21 protein-coding genes are annotated in these 21,959 nt (G+C 70.1%); 8 read left to right on the top strand and 13 right to left on the bottom strand.

The genetic code is table 11. The features are described 5' to 3' along the window. Positions 1 to 23: 23 nt before the first annotated feature. The 8 genes from V6M57_RS03645 to V6M57_RS03680 form a co-directional block, all read right to left on the bottom strand. Entirely contained in the window at positions 24 to 1,244 is a 1,221-nt protein-coding gene (locus V6M57_RS03645) for a PAS domain-containing sensor histidine kinase (RefSeq protein WP_332813621.1), read from the bottom strand. 6 nt (positions 1,245 to 1,250) lie between these two features. After that, positions 1,251 to 1,904, bottom strand: coding sequence for a hypothetical protein (locus V6M57_RS03650; protein WP_332813622.1), 654 nt, complete (start codon positions 1,902 to 1,904; stop codon positions 1,251 to 1,253). Positions 1,905 to 2,018: 114 nt separating this feature from the next. Continuing rightward, entirely contained in the window at positions 2,019 to 2,306 is a 288-nt protein-coding gene (locus V6M57_RS03655; RefSeq protein WP_332813623.1) for a hypothetical protein, read from the bottom strand. 209 nt (positions 2,307 to 2,515) lie between these two features. Beyond that, positions 2,516 to 2,965 carry a Spy/CpxP family protein refolding chaperone gene (locus V6M57_RS03660; protein WP_332813624.1) on the bottom strand — a complete coding sequence of 150 codons (450 nt, stop codon included), beginning with the start codon at positions 2,963 to 2,965 and terminating at the stop codon, positions 2,516 to 2,518. A 1-nt stretch (position 2,966) separates the two neighbouring features. After that, positions 2,967 to 3,416: an anti-sigma factor family protein gene (locus V6M57_RS03665; RefSeq protein WP_332813625.1), complete on the bottom strand. Its 450-nt coding sequence runs from the start codon at positions 3,414 to 3,416 to the stop codon at positions 2,967 to 2,969. Next, positions 3,413 to 3,967: an RNA polymerase sigma factor gene (locus tag V6M57_RS03670; RefSeq protein ID WP_332813626.1), complete on the bottom strand. Its 555-nt coding sequence runs from the start codon at positions 3,965 to 3,967 to the stop codon at positions 3,413 to 3,415. The genes V6M57_RS03665 and V6M57_RS03670 overlap by 4 nt, the downstream gene beginning before the upstream one ends. A 102-nt stretch (positions 3,968 to 4,069) precedes the next feature. Continuing rightward, positions 4,070 to 4,717, bottom strand: coding sequence for a DUF6448 family protein (locus V6M57_RS03675; protein WP_332813627.1), 648 nt, complete (start codon positions 4,715 to 4,717; stop codon positions 4,070 to 4,072). 738 nt (positions 4,718 to 5,455) lie between these two features. Further along, positions 5,456 to 6,436 carry a LysR substrate-binding domain-containing protein gene (locus tag V6M57_RS03680; protein ID WP_332813628.1) on the bottom strand — a complete coding sequence of 327 codons (981 nt, stop codon included), beginning with the start codon at positions 6,434 to 6,436 and terminating at the stop codon, positions 5,456 to 5,458. A 98-nt stretch (positions 6,437 to 6,534) separates the two neighbouring features. Between V6M57_RS03680 and V6M57_RS03685 the strand changes: the two genes are divergently transcribed. The 7 genes from V6M57_RS03685 to V6M57_RS03715 all read left to right on the top strand — a co-directional run bounded on the left by V6M57_RS03685 (position 6,535) and on the right by V6M57_RS03715 (position 14,180). Further along, complete coding sequence (locus V6M57_RS03685) at positions 6,535 to 7,422, top strand: FAS1-like dehydratase domain-containing protein (protein WP_332813629.1); 888 nt, start codon at positions 6,535 to 6,537, stop codon at positions 7,420 to 7,422. An 18-nt stretch (positions 7,423 to 7,440) separates the two neighbouring features. Continuing rightward, positions 7,441 to 8,601: an acyl-CoA dehydrogenase family protein gene (locus V6M57_RS03690; RefSeq protein WP_332813630.1), complete on the top strand. Its 1,161-nt coding sequence runs from the start codon at positions 7,441 to 7,443 to the stop codon at positions 8,599 to 8,601. Between the two features lie 11 nt (positions 8,602 to 8,612). Continuing rightward, complete coding sequence (locus V6M57_RS03695) at positions 8,613 to 9,803, top strand: CaiB/BaiF CoA transferase family protein (RefSeq protein WP_332813631.1); 1,191 nt, start codon at positions 8,613 to 8,615, stop codon at positions 9,801 to 9,803. A 22-nt stretch (positions 9,804 to 9,825) separates the two neighbouring features. Continuing rightward, complete coding sequence (locus V6M57_RS03700) at positions 9,826 to 11,214, top strand: MmgE/PrpD family protein (RefSeq protein WP_332813632.1); 1,389 nt, start codon at positions 9,826 to 9,828, stop codon at positions 11,212 to 11,214. Between the two features lie 98 nt (positions 11,215 to 11,312). Continuing rightward, entirely contained in the window at positions 11,313 to 12,326 is a 1,014-nt protein-coding gene (locus V6M57_RS03705; RefSeq protein WP_332813633.1) for a TRAP transporter substrate-binding protein, read from the top strand. A 46-nt stretch (positions 12,327 to 12,372) separates the two neighbouring features. Continuing rightward, positions 12,373 to 12,906 (top strand): TRAP transporter small permease, encoded by a 534-nt coding sequence (locus V6M57_RS03710; protein WP_332813634.1) that lies wholly within the window; start codon positions 12,373 to 12,375, stop codon positions 12,904 to 12,906. After that, the gene (locus tag V6M57_RS03715; RefSeq protein WP_332813635.1) at positions 12,903 to 14,180 is read left to right on the top strand and encodes a TRAP transporter large permease; all 1,278 of its coding nucleotides are present in this window, start codon (positions 12,903 to 12,905) and stop codon (positions 14,178 to 14,180) included. Before V6M57_RS03710 ends, V6M57_RS03715 begins: the two co-directional genes overlap by 4 nt. A 10-nt stretch (positions 14,181 to 14,190) precedes the next feature. On the opposite strand, the gene V6M57_RS03720 is transcribed toward V6M57_RS03715, so the two are convergent. Continuing rightward, positions 14,191 to 16,308, bottom strand: coding sequence for a VTT domain-containing protein (locus V6M57_RS03720; protein ID WP_332813636.1), 2,118 nt, complete (start codon positions 16,306 to 16,308; stop codon positions 14,191 to 14,193). A 10-nt stretch (positions 16,309 to 16,318) separates the two neighbouring features. Beyond that, a complete protein-coding gene (ftsH, locus tag V6M57_RS03725; protein WP_332813637.1) occupies positions 16,319 to 18,316 on the bottom strand; it encodes an ATP-dependent zinc metalloprotease FtsH in 1,998 nt (665 codons plus the stop codon). Between the two features lie 341 nt (positions 18,317 to 18,657). On the opposite strand from ftsH, the gene V6M57_RS03730 reads away from it, so the two are divergent. Next, positions 18,658 to 19,002, top strand: coding sequence for a hypothetical protein (locus tag V6M57_RS03730; protein ID WP_332813638.1), 345 nt, complete (start codon positions 18,658 to 18,660; stop codon positions 19,000 to 19,002). 41 nt (positions 19,003 to 19,043) lie between these two features. Here V6M57_RS03730 and V6M57_RS03735 read toward each other — a convergent pair whose 3' ends face one another. The 3 genes from V6M57_RS03735 to V6M57_RS03745 are packed head-to-tail and all read right to left on the bottom strand — an operon-like array spanning position 19,044 to position 21,958. Continuing rightward, positions 19,044 to 19,955: an LD-carboxypeptidase gene (locus tag V6M57_RS03735; protein WP_332813639.1), complete on the bottom strand. Its 912-nt coding sequence runs from the start codon at positions 19,953 to 19,955 to the stop codon at positions 19,044 to 19,046. Next, positions 19,955 to 21,337: a tRNA adenosine(34) deaminase TadA gene (tadA, locus tag V6M57_RS03740; protein ID WP_332813640.1), complete on the bottom strand. Its 1,383-nt coding sequence runs from the start codon at positions 21,335 to 21,337 to the stop codon at positions 19,955 to 19,957. Before tadA ends, V6M57_RS03735 begins: the two co-directional genes overlap by 1 nt. Positions 21,338 to 21,340: 3 nt before the next feature. Beyond that, on the bottom strand, positions 21,341 to 21,958 hold the full coding sequence (locus V6M57_RS03745; RefSeq protein ID WP_332813641.1) for an FMN-binding negative transcriptional regulator: 618 nt from the start codon (positions 21,956 to 21,958) through the stop codon (positions 21,341 to 21,343). Position 21,959: the final 1 nt, after the last annotated feature.

Consider the following 21,959-nt stretch of genomic DNA (forward strand, 5'->3'; position numbering starts at 1 on the left):
TGTCCAGGGGCGCCTCCTCGTGATCAGTCCGCGGGCGCCAGCGGGAGCGTGATCGTGAAGCACGCCCCGCGGCCCGGGCCTTCGCTTTCGGCCCGCACGCTGCCGCCGTGGAGTTCGGCCATCCCCTTGGTCACTGCCAGTCCGAGGCCGAGGCCGCCCTGGGTGCGAGCGAGATCCTGGGGGGCTTGCGAGAACGGGTTGAACAGGCGCTCGAGCAGTTGCCCGTCCATGCCGATCCCGGTGTCGGCGACGGAAAGCCTCACCAGCCCGGCGGCCGGGTCGACCCGGGCGCGGATTTCCACGGTGCCCGGGCCCTGCCGGAACCGGCCCGCATTCGCCAGCAGGTTGCCCAGCATCTGGGCCAGCCGCACCGGATCGCCGTCAACCCACAGGGGTCCGTCGCATCCGTGCAGCACGAGTCGCTGGCCGTCGGCTTCGAGGCCGCTGCGGTAATCCTCCGCGGTCTGGCGGACGATGGCCGCGAAGTCGCACCGCTCCGCGCGCAGGGTCAGCTGGCCGCGGCCGATGCGGCTGACGTCCAGGAGGTCATCGACGAGCCGCGTCATGTGGCTGACCTGACGGTCCATGATGTCCCGCAGCCGTGCCAGTTGCGCATCGCCGGCCGTGGTGCGCTTGAGGATCTCCAGCGCGTTGCGGACCGGCGCCAGCGGATTGCGCAGCTCGTGCGCCAGCACGGCGATGAATTCGTCCTTGCGGCGGGCCGCTTCGCGCACCACCCTCTGCGCTTCGAGCCGCTCGGTGATGTCCAGCACGGATGCGAGCACGAGGCCACGAGACGTCCCCTGCAGGGGGTTCAGCCCGACCTGCACCGGAAAGACCGAGCCGTCCTTGCGGCGGCCCTGCAATTCGCGTTCGGCGCCCATGGGACGATGGCAGGGTGCGGCGTGATAGCCGTCGCGCAGTCTTGCATGGGCGCGCCGCTCGCTCTCGGGCAACAGGTCATCGATCTCCATGCCCACCAGTTCCTGGCGCGTGTAGCCGAACTGGCGCTCGGCCTCGCGGTTCACGACCTCGATGCGCCCCTGCGCGTCGACCACGATCATCCCGCAAGGGGAGGCTTCCAGCATTCCGCGCATTCGTTCACTGTCGTAGAGACCGGCCCCGCACGCGCCGGCCCGGAAGCCCACCCCGATCTCGCAGTCGTCGGGCAGGCTCCACGTCCTCTGGATCCGTTCCATGGTGAGCACGAGGATCGGCACCTGGGCATCGGTGGGGTGGTCCATGGTGAATCAGAACTGGTACTTCAGGCCGATGGTGAAAAGGGTCTGGTCGCCGCCGCGGCCGACCGAACCGTCGAGCTGCACCAGGGGCGCGACCAGCCCGCGCAGCCCGGCCTGGAGGGTCGGCCGGGTGTGGCGGGCGCCGAACCACTCGATGTGCGGTGTCACGTGCCCGATCTCCCGCTCGTAAGCCACGCCCCAGGTGGGCGCAGCGGGCTCGTGCCGCGGCTTGCTCGCGCCCAGGTTGAAGTGGAAGCTGCCGAGCGGCTCGGAATTGCAGGTGAGCAGTCCGTTCAGGTAGGCCGCACTGCCATCCCCGGAGGCCCGCGAGGCGCCCGCGACCAGGCCGGCATTGCAGCCGCTGGATGCGGAAGGCGTGGCCTGCCACTTGGCCTGCACGGCCGTGAGGGTCTGCCTGGCCACGCTGTCCTGCGCGAGCAGGGCGCCGAGCTCGAGCCCGCGGATGGGAGCGTAGGCAGGCGCCACGTTGAACAGGCGGGCCCCCTCGCTCCCGGCAACCCAGGTCTCGAGCTGGCCGCGCCCGGGCTCGTTGACGTTCGCGTCGTCGACGGCGAGTGGGCGGCCGGCGTGGGCTCCCACGGTCGATCCAGCCACGCAGGCAACCAGCAGCAGATGCCGCAACGAAGCGATGCGAGATGGCATCGGTCTGTTCCTCGGGGCGAGAAGCGGAGTCACGGCATGGGAGCGGAGCGAACGGGTCGCGAACGACCCGGTAGCCTGCGGGCACTTCGTCGCTCGCCCCCGGCTTGCGATGGGTCACATCAGCTCGTGGATGACGCGCTGCCTGGCCGCCTCCAGGGCTTGCCGGCGGGCCTCGGCGCGCGCTTCATCGTTCTCGGGAACGGTGGGCGTCTGCAGCGAGGCGGCTTCGCTGGTCACCGGCAGGGTGCCCGCTTTGCGCGCCGCCAGGTAGGCGTCCTGCACCGCCTGGCGGGAAAGCACGCTCTGGTACGGCGTGCGGTTGGCGAGTTCGTCGCTGGCTTCGTTGGCGAAGGAGGACATGGCGGTGGCGACCAGTAGGCCGAAGACGACTGCTGCTTTCATGATTTCGATCCTTTGGGACAAGTCTTGGGTTGCTGACGGCGGGCGGCTGGCCCGCCGTCCAGGAGCCGATCGGTTCGTGCTCGCATGATGAAACGAGCCGTGCGCGCGAATGTTCGTCCGATGCTGCGTGTACCAAGCAAAGATCAAGAAATCCGCAAGAAGGACGGGCCGATGGCCCCAGCCGGGTGCAGCGAACGAGCGCGCGCGGGCTACTCGCCGTGCAGGTTTCGCTCGTCGACGGCAGGCTGCGGCTGCTGCAGCAGCAACCGGACCAGCGCCTCGCGCTGCTGCGGCTGCAGCAACTCACGCTCGCGCAGGAGCTGCTCGATGACGCGCCTTTGCTGCCGCGCCTGCAACTCTGCGATGGCCGCACGATTGGCCTCGATCGCCTGCGGATCCGGCTGCGCCGCGAAAATCGCGTGGATCAGTGCTTCCCGTCGCCGGCCGATCTCCTGCCATTCCGCGTCCAGCTCGGCCGTGAACGGCGCTTCCAGCTCCTTCCAGCGACGAGCCTGGTCCGGGTCGAGCTGCAGCTGGCTGGCGATGTCCGCCGGGCCGGCACTCGCATGGCGGTGGACCTGGTAGGCCGTCGCGAGCACCGCGCCCAGGTTGAACAACACCGAAAGGGCCAGCAGGTAGGCGAGGGTTCCGCGCTTCATGTCACCTCCCGCACGAGGGCAGGCCGGCGCAGAGCTGGCGGACGGGCTCGGCGGCAAAGACCGACATGCCCGAGCGGTCCGCCACCGCACCGCCCACGAACAGCGACAACCCCAGCACGGAGCCGGCCGTCAGCGCGGCAACGCCGCCCAGCACGCGCGTGCCCCACTGCGACAAGCCTTGGCCGCCGTACCAAGCGCGCATCCATCGGCGCGGCCGTGGCGGGCGGCGCGGCAGGCTAAGCAAGACGGCCTCGGCGATTCCGGGATCGACCACGCTCTGCCGCAGCGGCGCCAGCTCCTGCCGGAGCTGCGCGAAGGCATCCCATCGGGACCCGCAGCGCGGACAGCAGGCAACGTGCCGCCGCAGACGGGTGGCCTGGTTCCCGGCTTCGCCGTCGAACAGCGAACAGAGGTCTTCATCGGAAGGGCAGCAACCGGCTTGCATGTTCATGAGTGGACCCTCTGGTAGCGTTCGGCGAGCGCTGCGCGCGCACGGGCCAGCCTCGACTTGACCGTCCCATCGTTGATGCCCAAGGCGGCAGAGATCTCGCCGTAGCTCAGTCCTTCGACTTCGCGTAACAGGACCACCTCCTTCAGGTCGACTGGCAGCCTGTCCAGCGCGGCCTGCAATGCAGCCATGGCCTGCTTGGACTGCAGGCGCTTGTCGGGCCCTTCGTCCGGCGACACGACGTCGTAGTCGTCGCCGATCGGCTCGAACCTCACCACTTTCCTGCGCCGCAGCAGGTCGAAGGCCAGGTTCGATGCGATCCGGTACAGCCAAGCCTGCACATGGCCGCCGGGATCCGACTCGCCCAGTGCCTCCCATCCCTTGAGGAACACGTCCTGCGCGAGCTCCCGCGCTTCCTCGCGCGAGCCGGTCAGGTTGAACAGGTGGCGGTTCAGTGCGCGTTCGTGCCGGCGGACCAGCTCGCCGTAAGCGGGCGTGTCGCCCGCACGGGACCTGGCCACCAGCTCGGCGTCGCTGCACTCGTTAACCGACATCGGGTTCCCCGCCGCGCCCGCGCGCCGCAGGAAGGAGTGGATAGCGTAGGAAGGCGGCGGCGCTCGCATGTTTGATCGGTGTCAAGGAGGCGGCCGCTTCGTTCAGTGCGCGTGTTCGACCTTCTTCGCGCCCGGAGCTTCCACGGGCGCGCCGGCTCCGGCGTGCGCATCCGCCGTGGCGGCCGCCCCGTGCAGCCGCTCGACGTAGTGCACGTAGTCCACGTAGGCGTTCACGTGCGCGCGGGCCGCCCGCACATCGTCCGGGTTGTATGCCCGGGTGGCCTGCACGCGGTCGAACTTCTCGTGCAGGCCGTGCTCGGCACCGTCGAAGATCATGCGCGCGACCGGCTTGAGCTGTCCGCTGGCGATGGACTTGTCGGCGGCGGCGACGGCGGGCTCGATCTGGCCGGCGGGCTTCAGGCCGGTGTAAGGCGCGCCTTCGCCGGCGCGATGCACCCGCACCAGCGCCTCGAAGAACGACTGGTCGGCCAGGTCCCTCGCGGTTCCACCGTGCTTGCGCACCGCGACCGCACGCTCGAACGCGTGGCGGATCTCGGCCTCATCCTTTTGCTGGACCCATCCAAGGACCAGGTTGACGTTGCCGCTGTCCAGCGCCTGGCGGGCCTGGCTCACGACCGGGCCGTCGAGCGTGTCGCAGTGGGCCTGCGCCGCCGTGCCCCAGGTGAGGGCGACGGCGGCGACCATCGCCCCGAAGAACTTGCTGTACGGTGAGCGAATGACGGAGTTCATGATGATCTGTCCTCGAGTTGCGGAAGGCGCCACGCGGCCTTTTCGAGGTCGTGGCGCGAGCGGATGAAGATCCAGGCTCGCCCGTGAAACGAACGAGCGCCGCGCATGTTCCGCCGCCCGCTGCGGAATTAGCGGATGTCAAGAAAAGCGAGGCCCGGCGCTGCGCACCCGCAGTGCGGCGGCGCGGAGCCACGGGAGCCCAGCCGCGATTGAGTCGGGGATCGCGTCGCGGTAGGTGGTCCTGAGGGCTGGCACGGCGCGCTTCCGCTCTGGTTGATTTGACTTGATACGATGTGCGTTATGTAAAATTATAAAGACGCCAACACACTCGTCCTTGTGACAGCAGCCCACTCTTGCGTGCGGCCCCTGGCGGACCCAAGTCTCCTTCTTTAGAAGTCGCACGACGCACACCTGCGCGCCGCAACACCAGGGCTTCAGCTGTGCTTGGGCGGTTCCCCGACCGGCGGAATCTGGTCCGGTGCAGGCGGATCGCGCACCTCCGGCTCCGAGCCCGTCGGCGGCGGCGTGGGCGGCGGCGGGATCGAAGGATCGCGCGGAACGTCATGGGCACGCATGCCCGTGCGCCGGGCTGCGCGATCCGGACCCTGCAGTGCCAGGAGAAATGCCATGCCGCCAGCATGAGCCGAAAGCAAGCCGTCCGGCGTCGGACGGCTTCGCCATCAGTCGGCACCGGACCATCCAGCGCGATGCTCAGCCCGGCCTCGCGCGGCTCGGCAGCTACCCATCGCGTTCGATGGCCAGGTCCGTTCCCACGAGCCCCTGGGGGTGCTGCCGCACTGGCCGCAGCAGCGGGATGGCGGGTCCGGTGGCGCGATAGTGCTCGCAGATGGCGTCGACCAGGGCGCGCGCGAAGGCCGGCAGCGCTTCCCGGTCGCGCACCAGGATGTAGCGCTCGCGAACACTCCAGGCATCCGTCAGTTCGACCAGCGCCAGGTTCATGGCGTCTCGATTGCGCCGCGCCGCACTTTCGGGCATGACGCCCACCCCGACGCCGGCGCCGATCATCCGGCACATGGCCTCGAAACTGCTGAGCTGCACGCGCAGCTTGAGCCGCCGGCCCATCTGCTGTGTCACCGCATCCAGGAAGGCCTGGAGGGTGCTGCCCTCGTGCATGCCCACCGCGTCCTCCTGCAGCGTCTCGACGAAGGAGATGCGCTTGCGGCGGGCCAGCCGGTGCCGGCGCGCGGTCACCAGGACCAGCCGATCGGTGCTGAAGTGGAGGGTGCGCAGGCCCAGCGTGTCCAGCGGCCCCGCCACGATGCCGAGGTCGGCGCGTCCGTCGAGCACGCCGCGCGGGATCTCAGCGTTCGGTTTCTCCTGAAGGTCCACGTTCACCCGCGGGTTCGCGGCCAGGAAGGCCGGCAGGATCTCCGGCAGGAAATCGGTGACCGCGGTGGTGTTGGCGAACACCCGCACGTGGCCGCCCAGCCCGTCGCCGTATTCCAGCAGGTCGGCCCGCAGCCGATCGGTCTGACGCAGCACGCCGCGCGCATGATGCAGGAACGCCTCGCCGGCGGGGGTCAGGCTGACGCCGCGCGCCTGGCGCACGAACAGCGGCAGGCCGGACTGCCCCTCCAGCGCCTTGATGCGCGCGCTCGCCGCCGCCAGCGACAGGTGCTGGCGGCCCGCGGCCCGGGTGAGATTGCCTTCCTCCGCCGCCGTGACGAACAGGCGCAGGTCGGTCAGGTCGAAATGCATCGATGAGGCAGGCCAGGGACAGAGCCTTCAGTCTAGCCGAAGGCTCTGTTGCAAATTCGCAGATGGTGCCGCGCCCCGCGAAGAGGCACCATCCCGGGATGAGTGCCCCTCCGCCCGCGAGCGCCATCGACGCGCAGACCCTTGCGCACCTGCAAGGCTGGGTGGGCCGGACCGAGACCCTGGACGATGCCGTCACGCCGGTGCCGATCCGGGCCCTGTCGGCCACGCTCGACCTGCCCTCCTCCGACGTCCCCACCGGCGCCCTGCCGCCGCTGTGGCACTGGCTGTACTTCCTGCCGCTGCACCGCCAGGGCGAACTGGGCGCCGACGGCCACGCGCGGCTCGGCGGGTTCCTGCCGCCAGTGCCGCTGCCGCGCCGCATGTGGGCCGGCGGCCGCCTGCAGTGGGAGCCCGGCAACCCCTTGCTCGTGGGCGATGCGATCCGGCGTCTCTCCCGGATCGAATCCGTCCGGTACAAGGCCGGCCGCAGCGGCGACCTGCTGTTCGTGCTGGTGCGCCACGAAATCCACAACGCACGCGGCCTGTCGCTCACCGAGGAACACGACATCGTGTACCGGGCGATGCCGCAGGCGGGCGACCCGGTTGCGCCGCCGGTGGCGGCGGAGCACGACGCTCCCTGGCAGCGCGAGATCGTCCCCGACCCGGTGCTGCTGTTCCGCTACTCCGCGCTGACCTTCAACGGCCACCGCATCCACTACGACCGCCGCCACGTCACCGAAGACGAGGGCTACCCGGGCCTGGTCGTGCACGGTCCGCTCATCGCCACCCTGCTGGTCGAACTGGTGCGGCGGCACGCGCCGCAGGCGTTCGTGCGCCGATTCGAGTTCAAGGCCGTGCGGCCCACCTTCGACCTGAACCCCTTCCAGGTGAAGGCCCGGCCTTCGTCCGACGGCGGATCCGTGCGGCTCTGGGCGCAGGACCATGAAGGCTGGCTGACCATGCAGGCCACGGCCACGCTTGCCTGACGAAACGAAGACTCCCCGATGAAGAACACCCCCGACGAGTACCAGGAGATCCGCGACGCCGTGCGTGCGCTGTGTGCGGACTTTCCACCCGAGTACCACCGCCAGGTGGACAGCGAGCGCGCCTATCCCGAGGCCTTCGTCGATGCGCTGACCAAGGCCGGCTGGCTGGCGGCGCTGATCCCCGCCGATTACGGCGGCTCCGGCCTGGGCCTGGCCGAGGCCTCGGTGATCATGGAGGAGATCAACCGCAGCGGCGGCAACGCCGGCGCCTGCCACGGCCAGATGTACAACATGGGCACGCTGCTGCGGCACGGCTCGCCGCAGCAGAAGCAGAAATACCTGCCGAAGATCGCCTCCGGCGAGTGGCGCCTTCAGTCCATGGGCGTGACCGAGCCGACCACCGGCACCGACACCACCAGGATCAAGACCACCGCCGTGAAGAAGGGCGACCGCTATGTCGTCAACGGCCAGAAGGTCTGGATCTCGCGCATCCAGCACTCCGACTGGATGATCCTGCTGGCGCGCACCACGCCGCTGGCCGAGGTGAAGAAGAAGTCCGAGGGCATGTCGATCTTCATGGTCGACCTGCGCCAGGCCGAGAAGAGCGGCATGGCCGTGCGGCCGATCGCCAACATGGTCAACCACGAGACCAACGAGCTGTTCTTCGAGAACCTGGAGATTCCGGCCGACAACCTGATCGGGCAGGAAGGCCAGGGCTTCAAGTACATCCTGGACGGGCTGAACGCCGAGCGCACGCTGATCGCGGCCGAGTGCATCGGCGACGGCTACTGGTTCCTCGACCGGGTGACGAAGTACGTGGGCGAGCGCATGGTGTTCGGCCGCCCGATCGGGCAGAACCAGGGCGTGCAGTTCCCGATCGCCGAGAGCTACATCGAGGTGGAGGCCGCCAACCTGATGCGCTTCAAGGCCTGCCGCCTGTTCGATGCCGGCCAGCCCTGCGGCGCCGAGGCCAACATGGCCAAGTACCTGGCCGCCAAGGCGTCCTGGGAGGCGGCCAACGCCTGCCTGCAGTTCCACGGCGGCTTCGGCTTCGCCCACGAATACGACGTCGAGCGCAAGTTCCGCGAGACCCGCCTGTACCAGGTGGCGCCGATCTCCACCAACCTGATCCTGAGCTACGTGGCCGAGCACGTGCTCGGGATGCCGCGATCCTTCTGAGACGGGGCACCATGGCATCCGCCCCCCGCCCGCTGGACGGCATCACCGTCGTCTCCCTCGAGCACGCCATCGCGGCGCCGTTCTGCACGCGCCAGCTGGCCGACCTGGGCGCGCGCGTCATCAAGGTCGAGCGCCCCGGCGTCGGTGACTTCGCGCGTGCCTACGACAGCCGGGTCAAGGGTTTGGCCTCGCACTTCGTCTGGACCAACCGTTCCAAGGAGAGCCTGACGCTGGATCTCAAGCAGCCCGGCGCTCTCGCCGTGCTGTGGCAACTGGTCGCGCGCGCCGACGTGCTGGTGCAGAACCTCGCCCCCGGCGCCGCCGCCCGCATGGGCCTGGGCTACGAGGCCCTGCGGCAGCAACACCCGGGGCTGGTGGTGTGCGACATCTCCGGCTACGGCGAGGACGGTCCGTATCGCGACAAGAAGGCCTACGACTTGCTGATCCAGAGCGAGGCCGGCTTCCTCTCGGTCACCGGCTCCTCCGAGGCGCCCAGCAAGGCCGGCAACTCGGTGGCCGACATCGCGGCCGGCATGTACGCCTACACCGGCATCCTGTCGGCCCTGCTGCTGCGCAACAAGACCGGCGAAGGCAGCCATGTCGACGTCTCCATGCTGGAGTCGCTGGCCGAGTGGATGGGCTATCCGCTCTACTACGCCTTCGACGGTGCGCCGCCGCCGCAGCGCACCGGCGCCTCGCACGCGAGCATCTACCCTTACGGCCCCTTCCAGGCCGGCGATGGCGGCACCGTGATGCTGGGCCTGCAGAACGAACGCGAATGGAAGCTGTTCTGCGAAGTCGTCCTGCAGGATGCCGCCGTGGCCGTGGATCCGCGCTTTGCCAGCAACGCCGCGCGCAGCGAACATCGTGAAGATCTCAAGGCACTGATCCTCGCCGCCTTCGCCACGCTGAGCACGCAGGCCGTGCTGGAACGGCTGGACCAGGCGCAGATCGCCAATGCGCGCATGAACGACATGGCGGGGCTGTGGGCCCACCCGCAACTCGCCGCCCGCAGGCGCTGGCGCGAAGTGCAATCGCCGGCCGGCGCCCTGCCCGCCTTGCTGCCGCCCGGCCGCGCCAGCAGCTTCGACTACCGCATGGACCCGATCCCGGCGCTGGGCGAACACACCGACGCCATCCTGCGCGAACTGGGCCTGGGCGATGCCGAGATCGACGCGCTGCGCCAGGGCGGCGCCATCTGACCGACCCACCAGGAACACGAGCATGACCTCCCGAACCGCCGAACTGGCCGCGTTTGCCGCCGGCCTGACATTCGAAAGCATCCCGCCGGCCGTGGTGCAAAAAGCCGAAGACCTGCTGGTCGACTGGTTCGGGTCGGCGGTGGCCGGCAAGGGCTCCCGGCCGGTCGAGACCATTGCCGATTTCGCCAGCTCGATGGGCCCGGCCCAGGGGCCGGACGGTGGCGCGGAGCTGCTGGTGCGGCGCAGCTTCACCTCGCCCTACTTCGCGGCCATGGCCAACGCCGCTGCTTCGCACGTCGCCGAGCAGGACGACGTGCACAACGGCTCGGTGTTCCATCCGGCCACCGTGGTCTTTCCGGTCGCACTGGCGCTGGCGCAGGCGCGCGGCGCCAGTGGCCGGCAGTTGCTGGCGGCGGCCGTTGCGGGCTACGAGGTCGGCATCCGCGTCGGCGAGTTCCTCGGCCGCTCGCACTACAAGGTCTTCCACACGACCGGCACGGCCGGCACGCTGGCCGCCGCCGCCACCGCCGGCCACCTGCTCGGGCTCGATGCGGCCCGCATGCGGCATGCGTTCGGCTCCGCGGGCACCCAGGCTGCCGGCCTGTGGGAGTTCCTGCGCACGGCGGCCGACAGCAAGCAGCTCCACACGGCCCATGCGGCGGCAGCCGGCCTGATGGCCGCGTGGATCGCCAAGGACGGCTTCACCGGCGCGGCGGAGATCCTGGAAGGCCCGCAGGGTATGGCCGCGGGCATGTCGTCGGACGCCGACCCGTCGCGCCTGGACGACCGCCTGGGCACGCGCTGGGCCCTGGCCGAGACCTCGTTCAAGTACCACGCGAGCTGCCGCCACACGCACCCGGCCGCCGACGCGCTGCTGCAGGTGATGCAGCGCGACACGCTGAATCCCGAGGACATCGAGCGGGTCGTGGCCCGCGTTCACCAGGGGGCCATCGACGTGCTGGGCCCGGTCAAGCACCCCGCCAGCGTGCACCAGAGCAAGTTCTCCATGGGCACCGTGCTCGCGCTCGCCGCGCGCTTCGGACACGCCGGGCTGCGCGAGTTCGACGAGCACTACCTCGATGCGCCGACGCAGGCGCTGCGCGATCGCGTGACGATGGAACTGGACCCCGAGGTGGATGCGGCCTATCCGCAGCGCTGGATCGGCAAGGTCGAAGTCCACACGCGCAACGGCCGCGTGCTGCACGGGCGTATCGATGACCCCAAGGGCGACCCGGGCAACACGCTCAGCCGCGACGAGATCACCGCCAAGGCGCTGCAGCTGGCGGCCTGGAGCGGCGGTGCCGACGCGCGGGAGATGCGGGCTGCCGTGGACGCCCTGTGGCTGGTCGCGCGCTGGCCGCGGGTGGGTCCGCTGCTGGCGCGCGCGCCTGGCGCTCCGCACAAGCCCTAGGACGCGCCTAAGTACTTCCCCCGCAGCGGCCCGAGGCCGATTTGCCTAGGATGTGCGGGTTCTGAGCACGTCGAACACCTCAACACAAGGAGAGCAGCATGACGATCACCCATCCTTCGCGACGCAAAGTCCTGGTCACCGGCGCAGCCGTGGCCGGCGCCGTGGCCGTCCCGTTCATGGCTTCGGCTCAATCGCCCCTGGTCGTGAAGTTCAGCCACGTGGTGGCCGACCAGACGCCCAAGGGCCAGGGCGCCCTCAAGTTCAAGGAACTGGCCGAGAAGAAGCTGGCCGGCAAGGTCCAGGTGCAGGTGTTCCCCAACTCGCAGCTGTTCGGCGACGCCAAGGAAATGGAAGCCCTGCTGCTCGGCGACGTGCACTTCATCGCGCCCTCCCTGTCCAAGTTCGACCGCTACACCAAGAAGATCCAGGTGTTCGACCTGCCCTTCATGTTCGACGACCTGGAGGCCGTGGACCACTTCCAGTCCAGCGCGCAGGGCAAGGCGCTGCTCGACGCGATGGTCGGGCGCGGCCTGCGCGGCCTGGCCTACTGGCACAACGGCATGAAGCAGCTGTCGACCAACCGCGACAAGCTCACCCGGCCCGAGGACGTCAAGGGCCTGAAGTTCCGCATCCAGGCCTCCGACGTGCTGGAGGCGCAGTTCCGCGCGCTCGGCGCCAATCCGCAGAAGATGGCCTTCGCCGAGGTCTACCAGGCGCTGCAGACCGGGGTGGTGGACGGCCAGGAGAACACCTGGTCCAACATCTACTCGCAGAAGTTCCACGAGGTGCAGAAGACCATTGCCGAAACCAACCACGGCGTGATCGACTACATGGTCGTGACCAACGCCAAGTGGTGGGACGGCCTGCCCGCCGACGTGCGCAAGGGCCTGTCCGAGTCGATGGCGGAAGCGACCGCGCACGCCAACAAGCTGGCTGCCGACATCAACGAGTCCGACAAGAAGAAGATCGCCGACGCCGGCAAGGCCAAGATCCAGAAGCTGTCCAAGGAAGACGTGGCCGCCTGGCGCAAGGCCATGGAGCCGGTGTGGAAGAAGTTCGAAGGGGATATCGGCGCCGACCTGATCGCCGCCGCATCGAAGTCGAACAAGTAAGGAAACCACACAGGAAAGGCCCGGTTCCCGGGCCCTTTTTTTGCCCATGCGCTGGCTCGAATATTTTGAGGAAGGCCTGGTCATCGTCCTGATGGCGGCCATGACCGTGGTCACCTTCATGCAGGTGGTCGCCCGGTACGTGTTCAACTACAGCTTCGTGTGGGCCCTGGAGCTGACCGGCGTCCTGTTCGCCTGGCTGATCTTCATCGGCATGTCCTACGGTGTGCGCGTCGGCGCCCACATCGGCGTCGACGTGCTGGTCAAGGCACTGGGCGCGAAACCGGCGCGCATCGTGGGCTCGATCGCTGCCGCGCTGTGCATCGTCTATGCCCTGATCGTCACCTGGGGCGGCTGGCAGTACGTCAGCAAGATGTACGACGTCGGCATCCTGATGCAGGACATCCCGGTCGCGCAGTGGATTCCCCGACTGGTGGTGCCGCTGGGCTTCGCGCTGCTGGCCTTCCGGTTCGCCCAGGTGCTGTGGCGGCTGGCCACGGGCCAGGAAGCCCACCTGCTGGGCGATGAGGCGCAGGAAGCGCTGAAGATGCAGGAAGAAGAAGCGGCGGAGGTGCGCAAGTGACCATCGCCGTCCTGTTCATCCTGCTGTTCGTGCTGATGGTGCTGGGCATGCCCATCGCCATCGCGCTGGGCCTGTCCTCGCTCGCGACCATCATGCTGTTCGCGCAGGACTCGCTGGCCTCGCTCTCGCTCAAGCTGTACGAGACCTCCGAGCACTACACGCTGCTGGCCATCCCCTTCTTCATCCTGGGCGGCGCGTTCATGACCACCGGCGGCGTGGCGCGCCGCATGATCCGCTTCGCCAATGCCTGCATCGGGCACCTGCGCGGCGGGCTGGCCATGGCCTCGGTGATGGCCTGCATGCTGTTCGCCGCGGTATCGGGGTCCTCCCCTGCCACGGTGGTGGCGGTCGGCTCCATCGTGATCGCGGGCATGGTCAAGGCCGGCTATCCGCAGAACTTCGCCGCCGGCGTGATCTGCAACGCCGGGACGCTGGGCATCCTGATCCCGCCGTCCATCGTGATGGTGGTCTATGGCGCGGCAACCGAAACGTCCGTCGGCAAGCTGTTCATGGCCGGCGTGATCCCGGGCCTCCTGCTCGGCCTCATGCTGATGGTGGCCATCTACGTGCGGGCCCGCATGCTGGACCTGCCAAGGCAGCCCGCGGCATCGATGCGCGACATGCTGACCTCGGGGCGCGATTCGCTCTGGGGCCTGCTGCTGGTGGTGATCATCCTGGGCGGCATCTACGGCGGCATCTTCACGCCGACGGAAGCCGCGGCGGTCGCGGCCGTGTATGCGTTCATCATCGCCGTGTTCGTCTACCGCGACATCGGCATGCGCGACGTCCCGCGCGTGCTGCTGGAGTCGGGCAAGGTCACGATCATGCTGATGTTCATCGTGGCCAACGCGCTGCTGTTCGCACACGTGCTGACCACCGAGCGCATTCCGCAGACCATCGCCGAGACCATCGTTGGCTGGGGCATGCCGGCCTGGCAGTTCCTGGTGGTGGTCAACATCCTGCTGCTGATCGCCGGCATGTTCATGGAGCCCACCGGCATCATCCTGATCCTGGCGCCCATCCTGTTCCCGATCGCCACCCAGCTGGGCATCGACCCGGTCCACCTGGGCATCATCATGGTGGTGAACCTGGAGATCGGCATGGTGACGCCGCCGGTCGGCCTGAACCTGTTCGTCACCGCCGGCATCACGCGCATGTCCATCATGGCCGTGGCGCGTGCCGCCCTGCCCTGGACCCTGGTGCTGCTGGCTTTCCTGATCTTCATCACCTACGTGCCCGCGGTGACGCTGCTGCTGCCGAACATGCTGTTCTGAGCCGCCCCGCTCAGCGCGCCGTGGACCCGTAGCTCGCCACGCCGAAGCGGCGCCAGACCGCCAGCACCAGGCCGGCCACGGCCAGCACGGCCAGGGCCAGCAGGGACCAGCGCAACCCGTCGGGCTCTTCCAGCACGTCGCGCACACGGCCGGCCAGCAGCAGTGCCAGCAGGATCGGCGGCAGCAGGCCGACGGCGGTTCCGATCAGGAAGTCGCGCGGCCGCACGCGCGAGGCACCCGCCACCAGGTTCAGCTTGGGGAACGACGCGATCGGCAGCAGCCGCAGCGCGGCGATCGCCAGCGGCCCGTTGCGCGCCAGTCGGCGCGTGATCTCGTTCAACCGGGCACCGGCGATGCGGCGCACCGCGCCGCGGCCGATCAGGCGGCCGGCCGCGTAGTTGACCGCGGCGCTGAGCATCGAGCCGGCCCCGGCGAACAGCGCCGCTGCCAGCGGGTCGTAGGCGAAGCAGGTGGCGACGATCAGCAGGGACACCGGCACCCCCAGCAGGCCGGCCAGCACGTACCCGCCCAGCAGGGCCAGCGGCGCGGCAGGCGCATCCGCCAGCCGGAACAGGGGCTCGGGCGAGAGCCATTCGCGCAGGGGCGTCCAGCGCCAGGCCATCGCGAAGACCGCAAGCCCGAACAGCACGAACGCGAAGCCGACCACCCGGCTGGCCATCGGGCGCGCAAGGTCCGGCGGCACGAACTCCTGCATCAGGACCTCCGGATCGGCGGGCCGCTCGGGGTCGATCAGCGCGCTGGCCGGCAGGATGACTTCCAGTTCGGGCGTGATCGGCGGGTCGATCGGCAGCAGCGTGCGGCCCGGCACGCGCAGCGATTCCACCGCCGGCACCAGCCGGCCGCCGTGCCGCGCAATCGCGCCGGCCAACGCCTCCGGGGTGCTGTCCAGGTGCTCGGCCAGCAGGCGGTTGCGCAGGCCCGCAATCGCCTGACGGATCCGCTCGTCGCCGCCCGCCTCGATCGCCAGGTTGCACTCGGTGTCGAAGCCCATCGACCGGTTGTTGAAGTTGGCCGAGCCCACGCTGCACAGCTCGTCGTCCACCACCAGCACCTTGCTGTGCACGTTGAGCAGCTGCTCGGCTTGCAGCCCCGGGACGTACGGGTAGAAAAGGCGGTAGCAGTCGTGCTCGTCGGCGGCCTCCAGCCGCTGGTGCAGCCGCGCGCGCAGCGCGCCCATGGTGCGCGCCTCCAGCCAGCCCTCCTCCGTCAGGCGCGAGACCACCAGCACGTCGGGCGGCTGCGGCCCGCGCAGCCGCTCCTCCAGCGCGCTGCCGATCCCGCTGGAGCTGAAGTACTGGTTCTCCAGGTACAGCGTGGCGCGTGCCGCCGCGATCGCATCCAGGTACAACTGGCGGATCTCCTCCACCGCCGGCCACGACGGCCAGCCCGGGTCGGTGCGGGCGATCGCCACGGGCAGGTCGGTCACCGCCGGCCGCACGTGCGGCGGCCACGGATCGTGCGCCACGGCGCTGCCCGGCGGCAGGGTCCGCTCCCCCAGGCGCTCCCAGCGCTGGCGACACAGCTCCCCCAGCGCGCGCGCCACGTCGCCATCGACCACGGCCTGCACGTCGTGGTTGGGGCGGGCCTGCCGCCCCTGCACGTCCAGCCGGTACGGCTGTTCGCGCCGGTGTTCGGGCGTGTCCCAGCGCCCGTGGGTCAGGTCCAGCCCGCCTACGAAGGCCACCGCGTCGTCGACCACGATCACCTTCTGGTGGTGCGACGCGCTGGGCGGGTGGCGCGCGTCGAGCTGGAAACGCAGGCGGGGCCGCGGACCGGCGCGCCAGCCGAGCTTGTACAGCGGGTACCACTTGCGATCGCCCGCCATGACCACCGCGAAATCCCAGCACAGCACGTACATGCGCAGTTCGCGGTTGCGCCGCACCACCTCCTGCAGGAAGGGGCCGAGCGCGCGCGGCCAGCCGTCGTCGGGTCCGCCGGGGACCAGTTCGACGTCGGTGTCGATGTCCCAGCCCAGGATGAAGACGCTGTGGCGGGCGCGTGCGATCGCCGAGCGGACGGCCGCGAAGTAGTCGGCGCCGTCCACCAGGAAGGCCAGCCGGCGGGCCCGTTCGATGCGCCAGCAGTTGCGGCCGGGCTGGAGAAGCACGCCCGGCCCCTCAGGCCGGCAGCGGCCGGCCCGGCAGTTCCGGCGCCGGCGGCAGGCCGGTGACCTGCAGGATCTCCTGCTCGCCGACCGTCTCGCGCTCCAGCAGCGCCGCGACCAGCGCATCGAGCGCCGGCCGGTGCGCACGCAGCAGGCGCTTGGCCTCCTCGTGGCACTCGTTGATGATGCGGCTGACCTCGGCGTCGATGAGGCGCGCCGTCGCCTCGCTGAAAGGCTTGTCGCCCGTGAATCCGGCAGGGCCGCCCAGGTAGGGGTTCTGGCGCGGCGCCAGCTGCACCATGCCGACGGCGTCGCTCATGCCCCAGCGCGTCACCATGCCGCGGGCGACCTGCGTGGCCTGTTCGATGTCGTTCTCCGCGCCGGTGGTGCGGGTGCCGTACACCACCTCCTCCGCGGCGCGGCCGCCGAGCATGCCGACGATGCGCGCCCGCAGGTAGGCCTCGGGGTAGTTGTAGCGGTCGGTGGCGGGACGCTGGTAGGTCACCCCCAGCGCCTGGCCGCGCGGCACGATGCTGACGCGGTGCACCGGGTCGGCGCCCGGCACCAGCAGCCCCAGGATGGCGTGGCCGCTCTCGTGGTAGGCGATGCGCTCGCGGTCCTCGGGGCCGAGCAGGAGCGGACGCTCGGGGCCGAGGACGATCTTCTCCAGTGCGTCCAGGAAGTCCTTGTGCCGCACTTCCCGCTCCTCGCGCCGGGCCGCCAGCAGCGCCGCCTCGTTGGCGAGGTTCTTCAGGTCGGCGCCCGAGAACCCGGGCGTGGCCGACGCCAGCTCCTCCAGGTGCACGTCGGCCGCCAGCGGCACCTTGCGCGTGTGGACCTTGAGGATGGCCTCGCGCCCGACCTTGTCGGGCAGGTTCACCACCACCCGGCGGTCGAACCGGCCGGGCCGCAGCAGCGCGCGATCCAGCACGTCGGGCTGGTTGGTGGCCGCCAGCACGATGATGCCTTCCCGCCCGGTGAAGCCGTCCATCTCCGTCAGGATCTGCTGCAGGGTCTGCTCCTGCTCGCTGGCGCCGCCGATCGCCATTGGGCCGCGGGCGCGGCCGATCGCGTCGATCTCGTCGATGAAGATGATGGCGGGCGCGTGTTCGCGCGCCTGCTTGAACAGGTCACGCACGCGCGCGGCGCCCACGCCCACGATCATCTCGACGAACTCGGCCGCGCTCATGGAGAAGAACGGCACCCCCGCCTCGCCCGCCACCGCCTTGGCCAGCAGGGTCTTGCCGGTTCCCGGGGAGCCGACCAGCAGCACGCCCTTGGGCGCCGTGCCGCCGAGGCGCGTGTACTTGTCGGGCGACCGGAGGAAGTCCACCACCTCGACCAGTTCGTTCTCGGCCTCGTCGATGCCGGCCACGTCATCGAAGGTCACGCGGTGGTCGCCCTCCGTGTCGTAGCGCCTGGCCTTGCTGCGGCCGATGCCCATCAGCCCGCCCATGCCGCCGATCCCGGTGCCCTGCGAGGCGCGGCGGTACAGCCAGACATAGAACGCGATGATCAGGATGGCTGGCCCGAACCCGAACAGCAGGGTGGCCCAGGCGCTGCCTTCGCGGATCGGCACGGCGCTGATCTCCACGCCATGGTCGATCAGGAACTGCTCCAGCCCCGGGTCCACGAAGGCGGGCAGCTCGGTGGTGAAGACCGCCGACGTCCGCGGCGTGGCCTGCTGCTGCCACTGGCGGGGCGCGAGCGGCTTGTCCTCCTGGCTCGCCGCGTTCGCCGCGGCCGCGGGCGGCCAGGTCACCGGTGCGGCAAATCGACCTTCGATGCTGGTGCCGCGGCTGTAGATCACTTCCACGTTGCGCTTGCCCGCCTCGGCCTTGAACACCGTGTAGGGCACCGTCATTGGCTCGCCTGCCCCGGGAAACAGCAGGCGCACGAGCAGGTAGTTGCCCAGCACGATGGCGACGAAGATCAGCCAGGCCTTGCGCGGCGGGATCCGCGGCGGCAGCCCGGGAGCGCCGCCCGGGCCCGGCCGGCCCGGGGCAGGCACCGGCGGCCTTCCGTTCATGCCGCCTCGCGCGCGCCCGCAGGCGGCGCGGCACGGGATGCCGGGGCGTGGGCGGGTGGCGGGAACGAAAACGGCTGCATCGGCACGGGCGGCTAGGCCGGATCACTCTAGCAAAGCACGGCGCATCCGGGGGTTGGGGGGCGGCGTCCCGCTGCATCGCCCCGGGCCCTGAAACTTATCGAGAGCCCTGTTCACGACTCGTAACCATCGTCGTCATGACGCTGTCGCGTTTTGGCGCAAACCTGTGGATTCCACGCTTGTGCCGGTGGGCGATGCCGCCTACCTTGTCCCTTCCAACTGCATCACCAGAAAAAACAACGACCATGCGCTGGTTCAAGGCCAACCTCCGCAACAGCCTGTACGGCCTGCTCGGGCATTCGCAGCCGCCGAGCGCATCGACCCTCGACAACCGCCTGGAGGACATCCGCGAAGCGATGCTCGAGCTGATCGGCGACAGCGGGTCGCAGGAGTTCCCGCATCTCATGCGCCGCATTCGCTATGCCGGCGAGATCCAGGGCCTGTGGTACCTGCGCGGCGACCTGATGGCGGCCCTGGCCGCGCGCCACGGGGAGACTGCCGCACGCGAGCAGGTCGCCCGCATCACCGGCCTCTTCAAAGGGCTGCTGCCCCCCGGTCTGGCGACCCGGCCGAGCCCCTTGCTGGGGTAGCCGCCCGTCCCCGCGCGAGCGGGTGGCGACCGGCCCGTCGCTCAGTGCCGGTGGCCCCAGAGCAGGAACGCGTCGCGGCCCTCCACGGCCAGGTGCACTTCGGCGCCGACCGGCAGCGCGACCTTGGTGGGCACATGGCCGAACGGCAGGGCGGTGAAGACCGGCGCGCGCACCTGGCTGCGCAGCCAGTCGATCACCGTGCCGAGCTTGAACCCCTTGTCGTGCGGCGCCGGCTTGTAGTTGGTGAAGTGGCCGAAGACGATGGCCTTCTGCCGGCCCAGCACGCCGGCGTACAGCAGCTGCGTCAGCATGCGTTCCACGCGGTAGGGGTGCTCGTGCACGTCCTCGATGAACAGGATGCCGCCTTCGATGCGCGGCAGCCAGGGCGTGCCGGCCAGCGTGACCAGGATCGCCAGGTTGCCGCCCCACAGCACGCCGTGCACGGGGCGCATGGCCTCGACCCGCTCGGACACCGGCAGCCGCCAGCCGGCGCCCTCGCCCTGCCCGCTCACCAGGTCGCCGAAGCAGGCCTGCATCACCTCGTCGGGCTCGCCCTCGGTGCCGAAGTCCTCGCCGACCGCCGGGCCGGCCCAGGTCACGGTCCCGGTCCTGGCCAGCACCGCGCACTGGAACGCGGTGAAGTCGCTCAGGCCGACCCAGCGCATGCCCTTGCGCACCGACTGGTCGATCGCCTTGTACGGCAGTCGCGGCAGCAAGCGGGTCAGCCCGTAGCCCCCGCGCGTGATCAGCGCGACGTCGGCGCCGCTGGCGGCGGCGCGGCCGATCGCCGCCAGGCGCGTGTCGTCGTCGCCGGCAAAGCGCATGTGGGTGGCGAAGGTCGCCGGATCCAGTTCGACCTCGTGGCCAGCGGCCTTCAGCCGTGCGATGCCGCGCCGCACGGCGGCCTTGTCGCGCACGGCGCTGGATGGGGAGTAGACGTAGATGTGGCTCATCAGGCGTGGAAGTATCCCACTGCCTGTCGCGCCACCGCGTCGCCGTGCTCCGGCACGAAGTGCCCGCCCTGCTCCACCCGCATCGGCTCGGGGCAGCCGCGGATCTCCTGGCGCAGCGCCTGCATCACCGGCACGCCGAGCACGGGGTCCTGCACGCCGATCGCCATCAGGCTGCGGCCCTGCCACTCGTTGCGCCAGAACGTGCGTGCGCGCCGCGACACTTCTGCGCCCTCGGAGTCGGGCCGTTCCGGCACCATGGCCGGAAAGGCGCGCAGCGCCGCGCGGTGGCCCCGATCGGGGAAAGGCGCGTCGTAGGCCGCGCACTCCTGCGCCGTCATGTGCGGATTGCCGCGCGCGAACAGCCGGCCGACGCCGAACTCGGGGTTCTTCGCGCACATTTCGCGCCAGGCGACAAAGCCCGGGCTGAGCGGCGCGTCGCCGGTGGCCAGCAGGGTGTTCATCACCAGCAGGCCGCGGTAGCGGGCTGGCGCCTCCATGGGCAGCGTCAGGCCGAGCAGCCCACCCCAGTCCTGCACCACCAGCACGATCCGGTCGAGGTCCAGGCGCTCGACGAATTCCAGCAGCACCCGGCGATGCCACGCGAAGCCGTGGAAGCCGTCCTTCTTGGGCTTGTCACTCCGGCCGAAGCCGATGAGGTCGGGCGCCACGACGCGATCCCCCGCGGCGAGGAACACCGGAATCATCCGGCGGTACAGGTAGCTCCAGGACGGGTTGCCGTGCAGGCACAGCCAGGTGAAAGGCGCCTCCCGCGGGCCCTCGTCGAGGTAGTGCATGCGCAGGCCGGCGAGCGACGGCAGGTCGCTGACGTAGTTCGGCGCCCAGGGATAGTCCGGCAGGCCGGCAAAGCGCTCATCGGGCGTGCGCAGGGCATCGTCCCGCAGGGGCTGGTTGTTCATGCGGCTCTCCTGGCGGCGCCGGAGGAAGAAGTCGGACAGCAGCCGGGCACATTCCGCGGCCAGCACGCCACCCTGCACCTGCGTGCGGTGGTTCAGGCGACGCTCGGCGAACAGGTCCAGCACCGAGCCGGCGGCGCCGGTCTTGGGGTCGGCGGCGCCGAACGCCACCCGTGCCAGCCGCGCGTGCAGCATCGCTCCGCTGCACATGGCGCAGGGCTCCAGCGTCACGAACAGCTCGCAGCCGTCCAGGCGGTAGTTGCCGAGCGCGGCAGCGGCCTCGCGCATCGCCAGGATCTCCGCATGGGCCGAGGGGTCGTGCGCGGCGACGGGCCGGTTGAAGCCGCGGCCGATCACCCGGCCCTGGTGGACCACCACGGCGCCCACGGGCACCTCGCCGGCGGCCTGGGCCAGGCGGGCCTGCTCCAGGGCCGCTTGCATGAAGCTGGCGTCTTGCCCGGTGCTCATGCTTCAGCCCGGAATGCCGATCCGTTCCATCCAGTTCGCCAACTCGCGCTCGCGCTCGTTCCCGCCGGCGTAGGCCGTCTTCAGCGCCGCGTGCGATTCGGGCCGATGCTGGTTCAGCTTGAGCTTGCACTGCAGGTCGCTCACCTGCAGTTCGAAGCCCACGATGCCGGCCAGCAGCTTGCCGGCGAAATCCTCGGACAGGCTGCGCCACTGCTGCGCGTAGGGCGGCTCGTGGTCGGCGATCAGCTTCTTGAGCAGCCGGTCCTTGCCGGCGGCGTCGTCGACCAGGCGCGCCTGCACCGTGCAGTGCACCGCGACGTAGTTCCAGCTCGGGACGCGCTGCAGGTCGGGGTAGACCTTGGGCGAGAGGTAGGCGTGCGGGCCCAGGAAGGTGACCAGGGCGCGCGGCCGCGCCTGCAGGTAGCGCCAGTGCGGGTTGGCCCGCGCACAGTGGCCGAGCAGGACGCGGCCATCCTCCCGAGCGTCCAGGTGCAGCGGCAGGTGCGAGACGAAGGGCAGCCCCTCGTCGTCGCAGGAGATCAGGCTGGCCAGGGGGTTTTCGCGGATCAGCGTGGCCGCGAGTTGCGGGTCCCTGGCGGCGAATTGCGGGGGCAGGTACATG

Source organism: Ramlibacter sp. (assembly GCF_036676645.1).
Taxonomy (GTDB): domain Bacteria; phylum Pseudomonadota; class Gammaproteobacteria; order Burkholderiales; family Burkholderiaceae_C; genus Ramlibacter.

What these genes read in the sequence shown, in the direction of transcription:
- V6M57_RS03650 (WP_332813622.1), bottom strand. Translation starts at nt 1,904, where the DNA reads ATGCCATCTCGCATCGCTTCGTTGCGGCATCTGCTGCTGGTTGCCTGC.
- V6M57_RS03735 (WP_332813639.1), bottom strand. Translation starts at nt 19,955, where the DNA reads ATGAGCCACATCTACGTCTACTCCCCATCCAGCGCCGTGCGCGACAAG.
- V6M57_RS03670 (WP_332813626.1), bottom strand. Translation starts at nt 3,967, where the DNA reads ATGTCGGTTAACGAGTGCAGCGACGCCGAGCTGGTGGCCAGGTCCCGT.
- tadA (WP_332813640.1), bottom strand. Translation starts at nt 21,337, where the DNA reads ATGAGCACCGGGCAAGACGCCAGCTTCATGCAAGCGGCCCTGGAGCAG.
- V6M57_RS03655 (WP_332813623.1), bottom strand. Translation starts at nt 2,306, where the DNA reads ATGAAAGCAGCAGTCGTCTTCGGCCTACTGGTCGCCACCGCCATGTCC.
- V6M57_RS03690 (WP_332813630.1), top strand. Translation starts at nt 7,441, where the DNA reads ATGAAGAACACCCCCGACGAGTACCAGGAGATCCGCGACGCCGTGCGT.
- V6M57_RS03710 (WP_332813634.1), top strand. Translation starts at nt 12,373, where the DNA reads ATGCGCTGGCTCGAATATTTTGAGGAAGGCCTGGTCATCGTCCTGATG.
- V6M57_RS03745 (WP_332813641.1), bottom strand. Translation starts at nt 21,958, where the DNA reads ATGTACCTGCCCCCGCAATTCGCCGCCAGGGACCCGCAACTCGCGGCC.
- V6M57_RS03695 (WP_332813631.1), top strand. Translation starts at nt 8,613, where the DNA reads ATGGCATCCGCCCCCCGCCCGCTGGACGGCATCACCGTCGTCTCCCTC.
- V6M57_RS03660 (WP_332813624.1), bottom strand. Translation starts at nt 2,965, where the DNA reads ATGAAGCGCGGAACCCTCGCCTACCTGCTGGCCCTTTCGGTGTTGTTC.
- V6M57_RS03705 (WP_332813633.1), top strand. Translation starts at nt 11,313, where the DNA reads ATGACGATCACCCATCCTTCGCGACGCAAAGTCCTGGTCACCGGCGCA.
- V6M57_RS03685 (WP_332813629.1), top strand. Translation starts at nt 6,535, where the DNA reads ATGAGTGCCCCTCCGCCCGCGAGCGCCATCGACGCGCAGACCCTTGCG.
- V6M57_RS03645 (WP_332813621.1), bottom strand. Translation starts at nt 1,244, where the DNA reads ATGGACCACCCCACCGATGCCCAGGTGCCGATCCTCGTGCTCACCATG.
- V6M57_RS03730 (WP_332813638.1), top strand. Translation starts at nt 18,658, where the DNA reads ATGCGCTGGTTCAAGGCCAACCTCCGCAACAGCCTGTACGGCCTGCTC.
- V6M57_RS03700 (WP_332813632.1), top strand. Translation starts at nt 9,826, where the DNA reads ATGACCTCCCGAACCGCCGAACTGGCCGCGTTTGCCGCCGGCCTGACA.
- V6M57_RS03665 (WP_332813625.1), bottom strand. Translation starts at nt 3,416, where the DNA reads ATGAACATGCAAGCCGGTTGCTGCCCTTCCGATGAAGACCTCTGTTCG.
- V6M57_RS03675 (WP_332813627.1), bottom strand. Translation starts at nt 4,717, where the DNA reads ATGAACTCCGTCATTCGCTCACCGTACAGCAAGTTCTTCGGGGCGATG.
- V6M57_RS03680 (WP_332813628.1), bottom strand. Translation starts at nt 6,436, where the DNA reads ATGCATTTCGACCTGACCGACCTGCGCCTGTTCGTCACGGCGGCGGAG.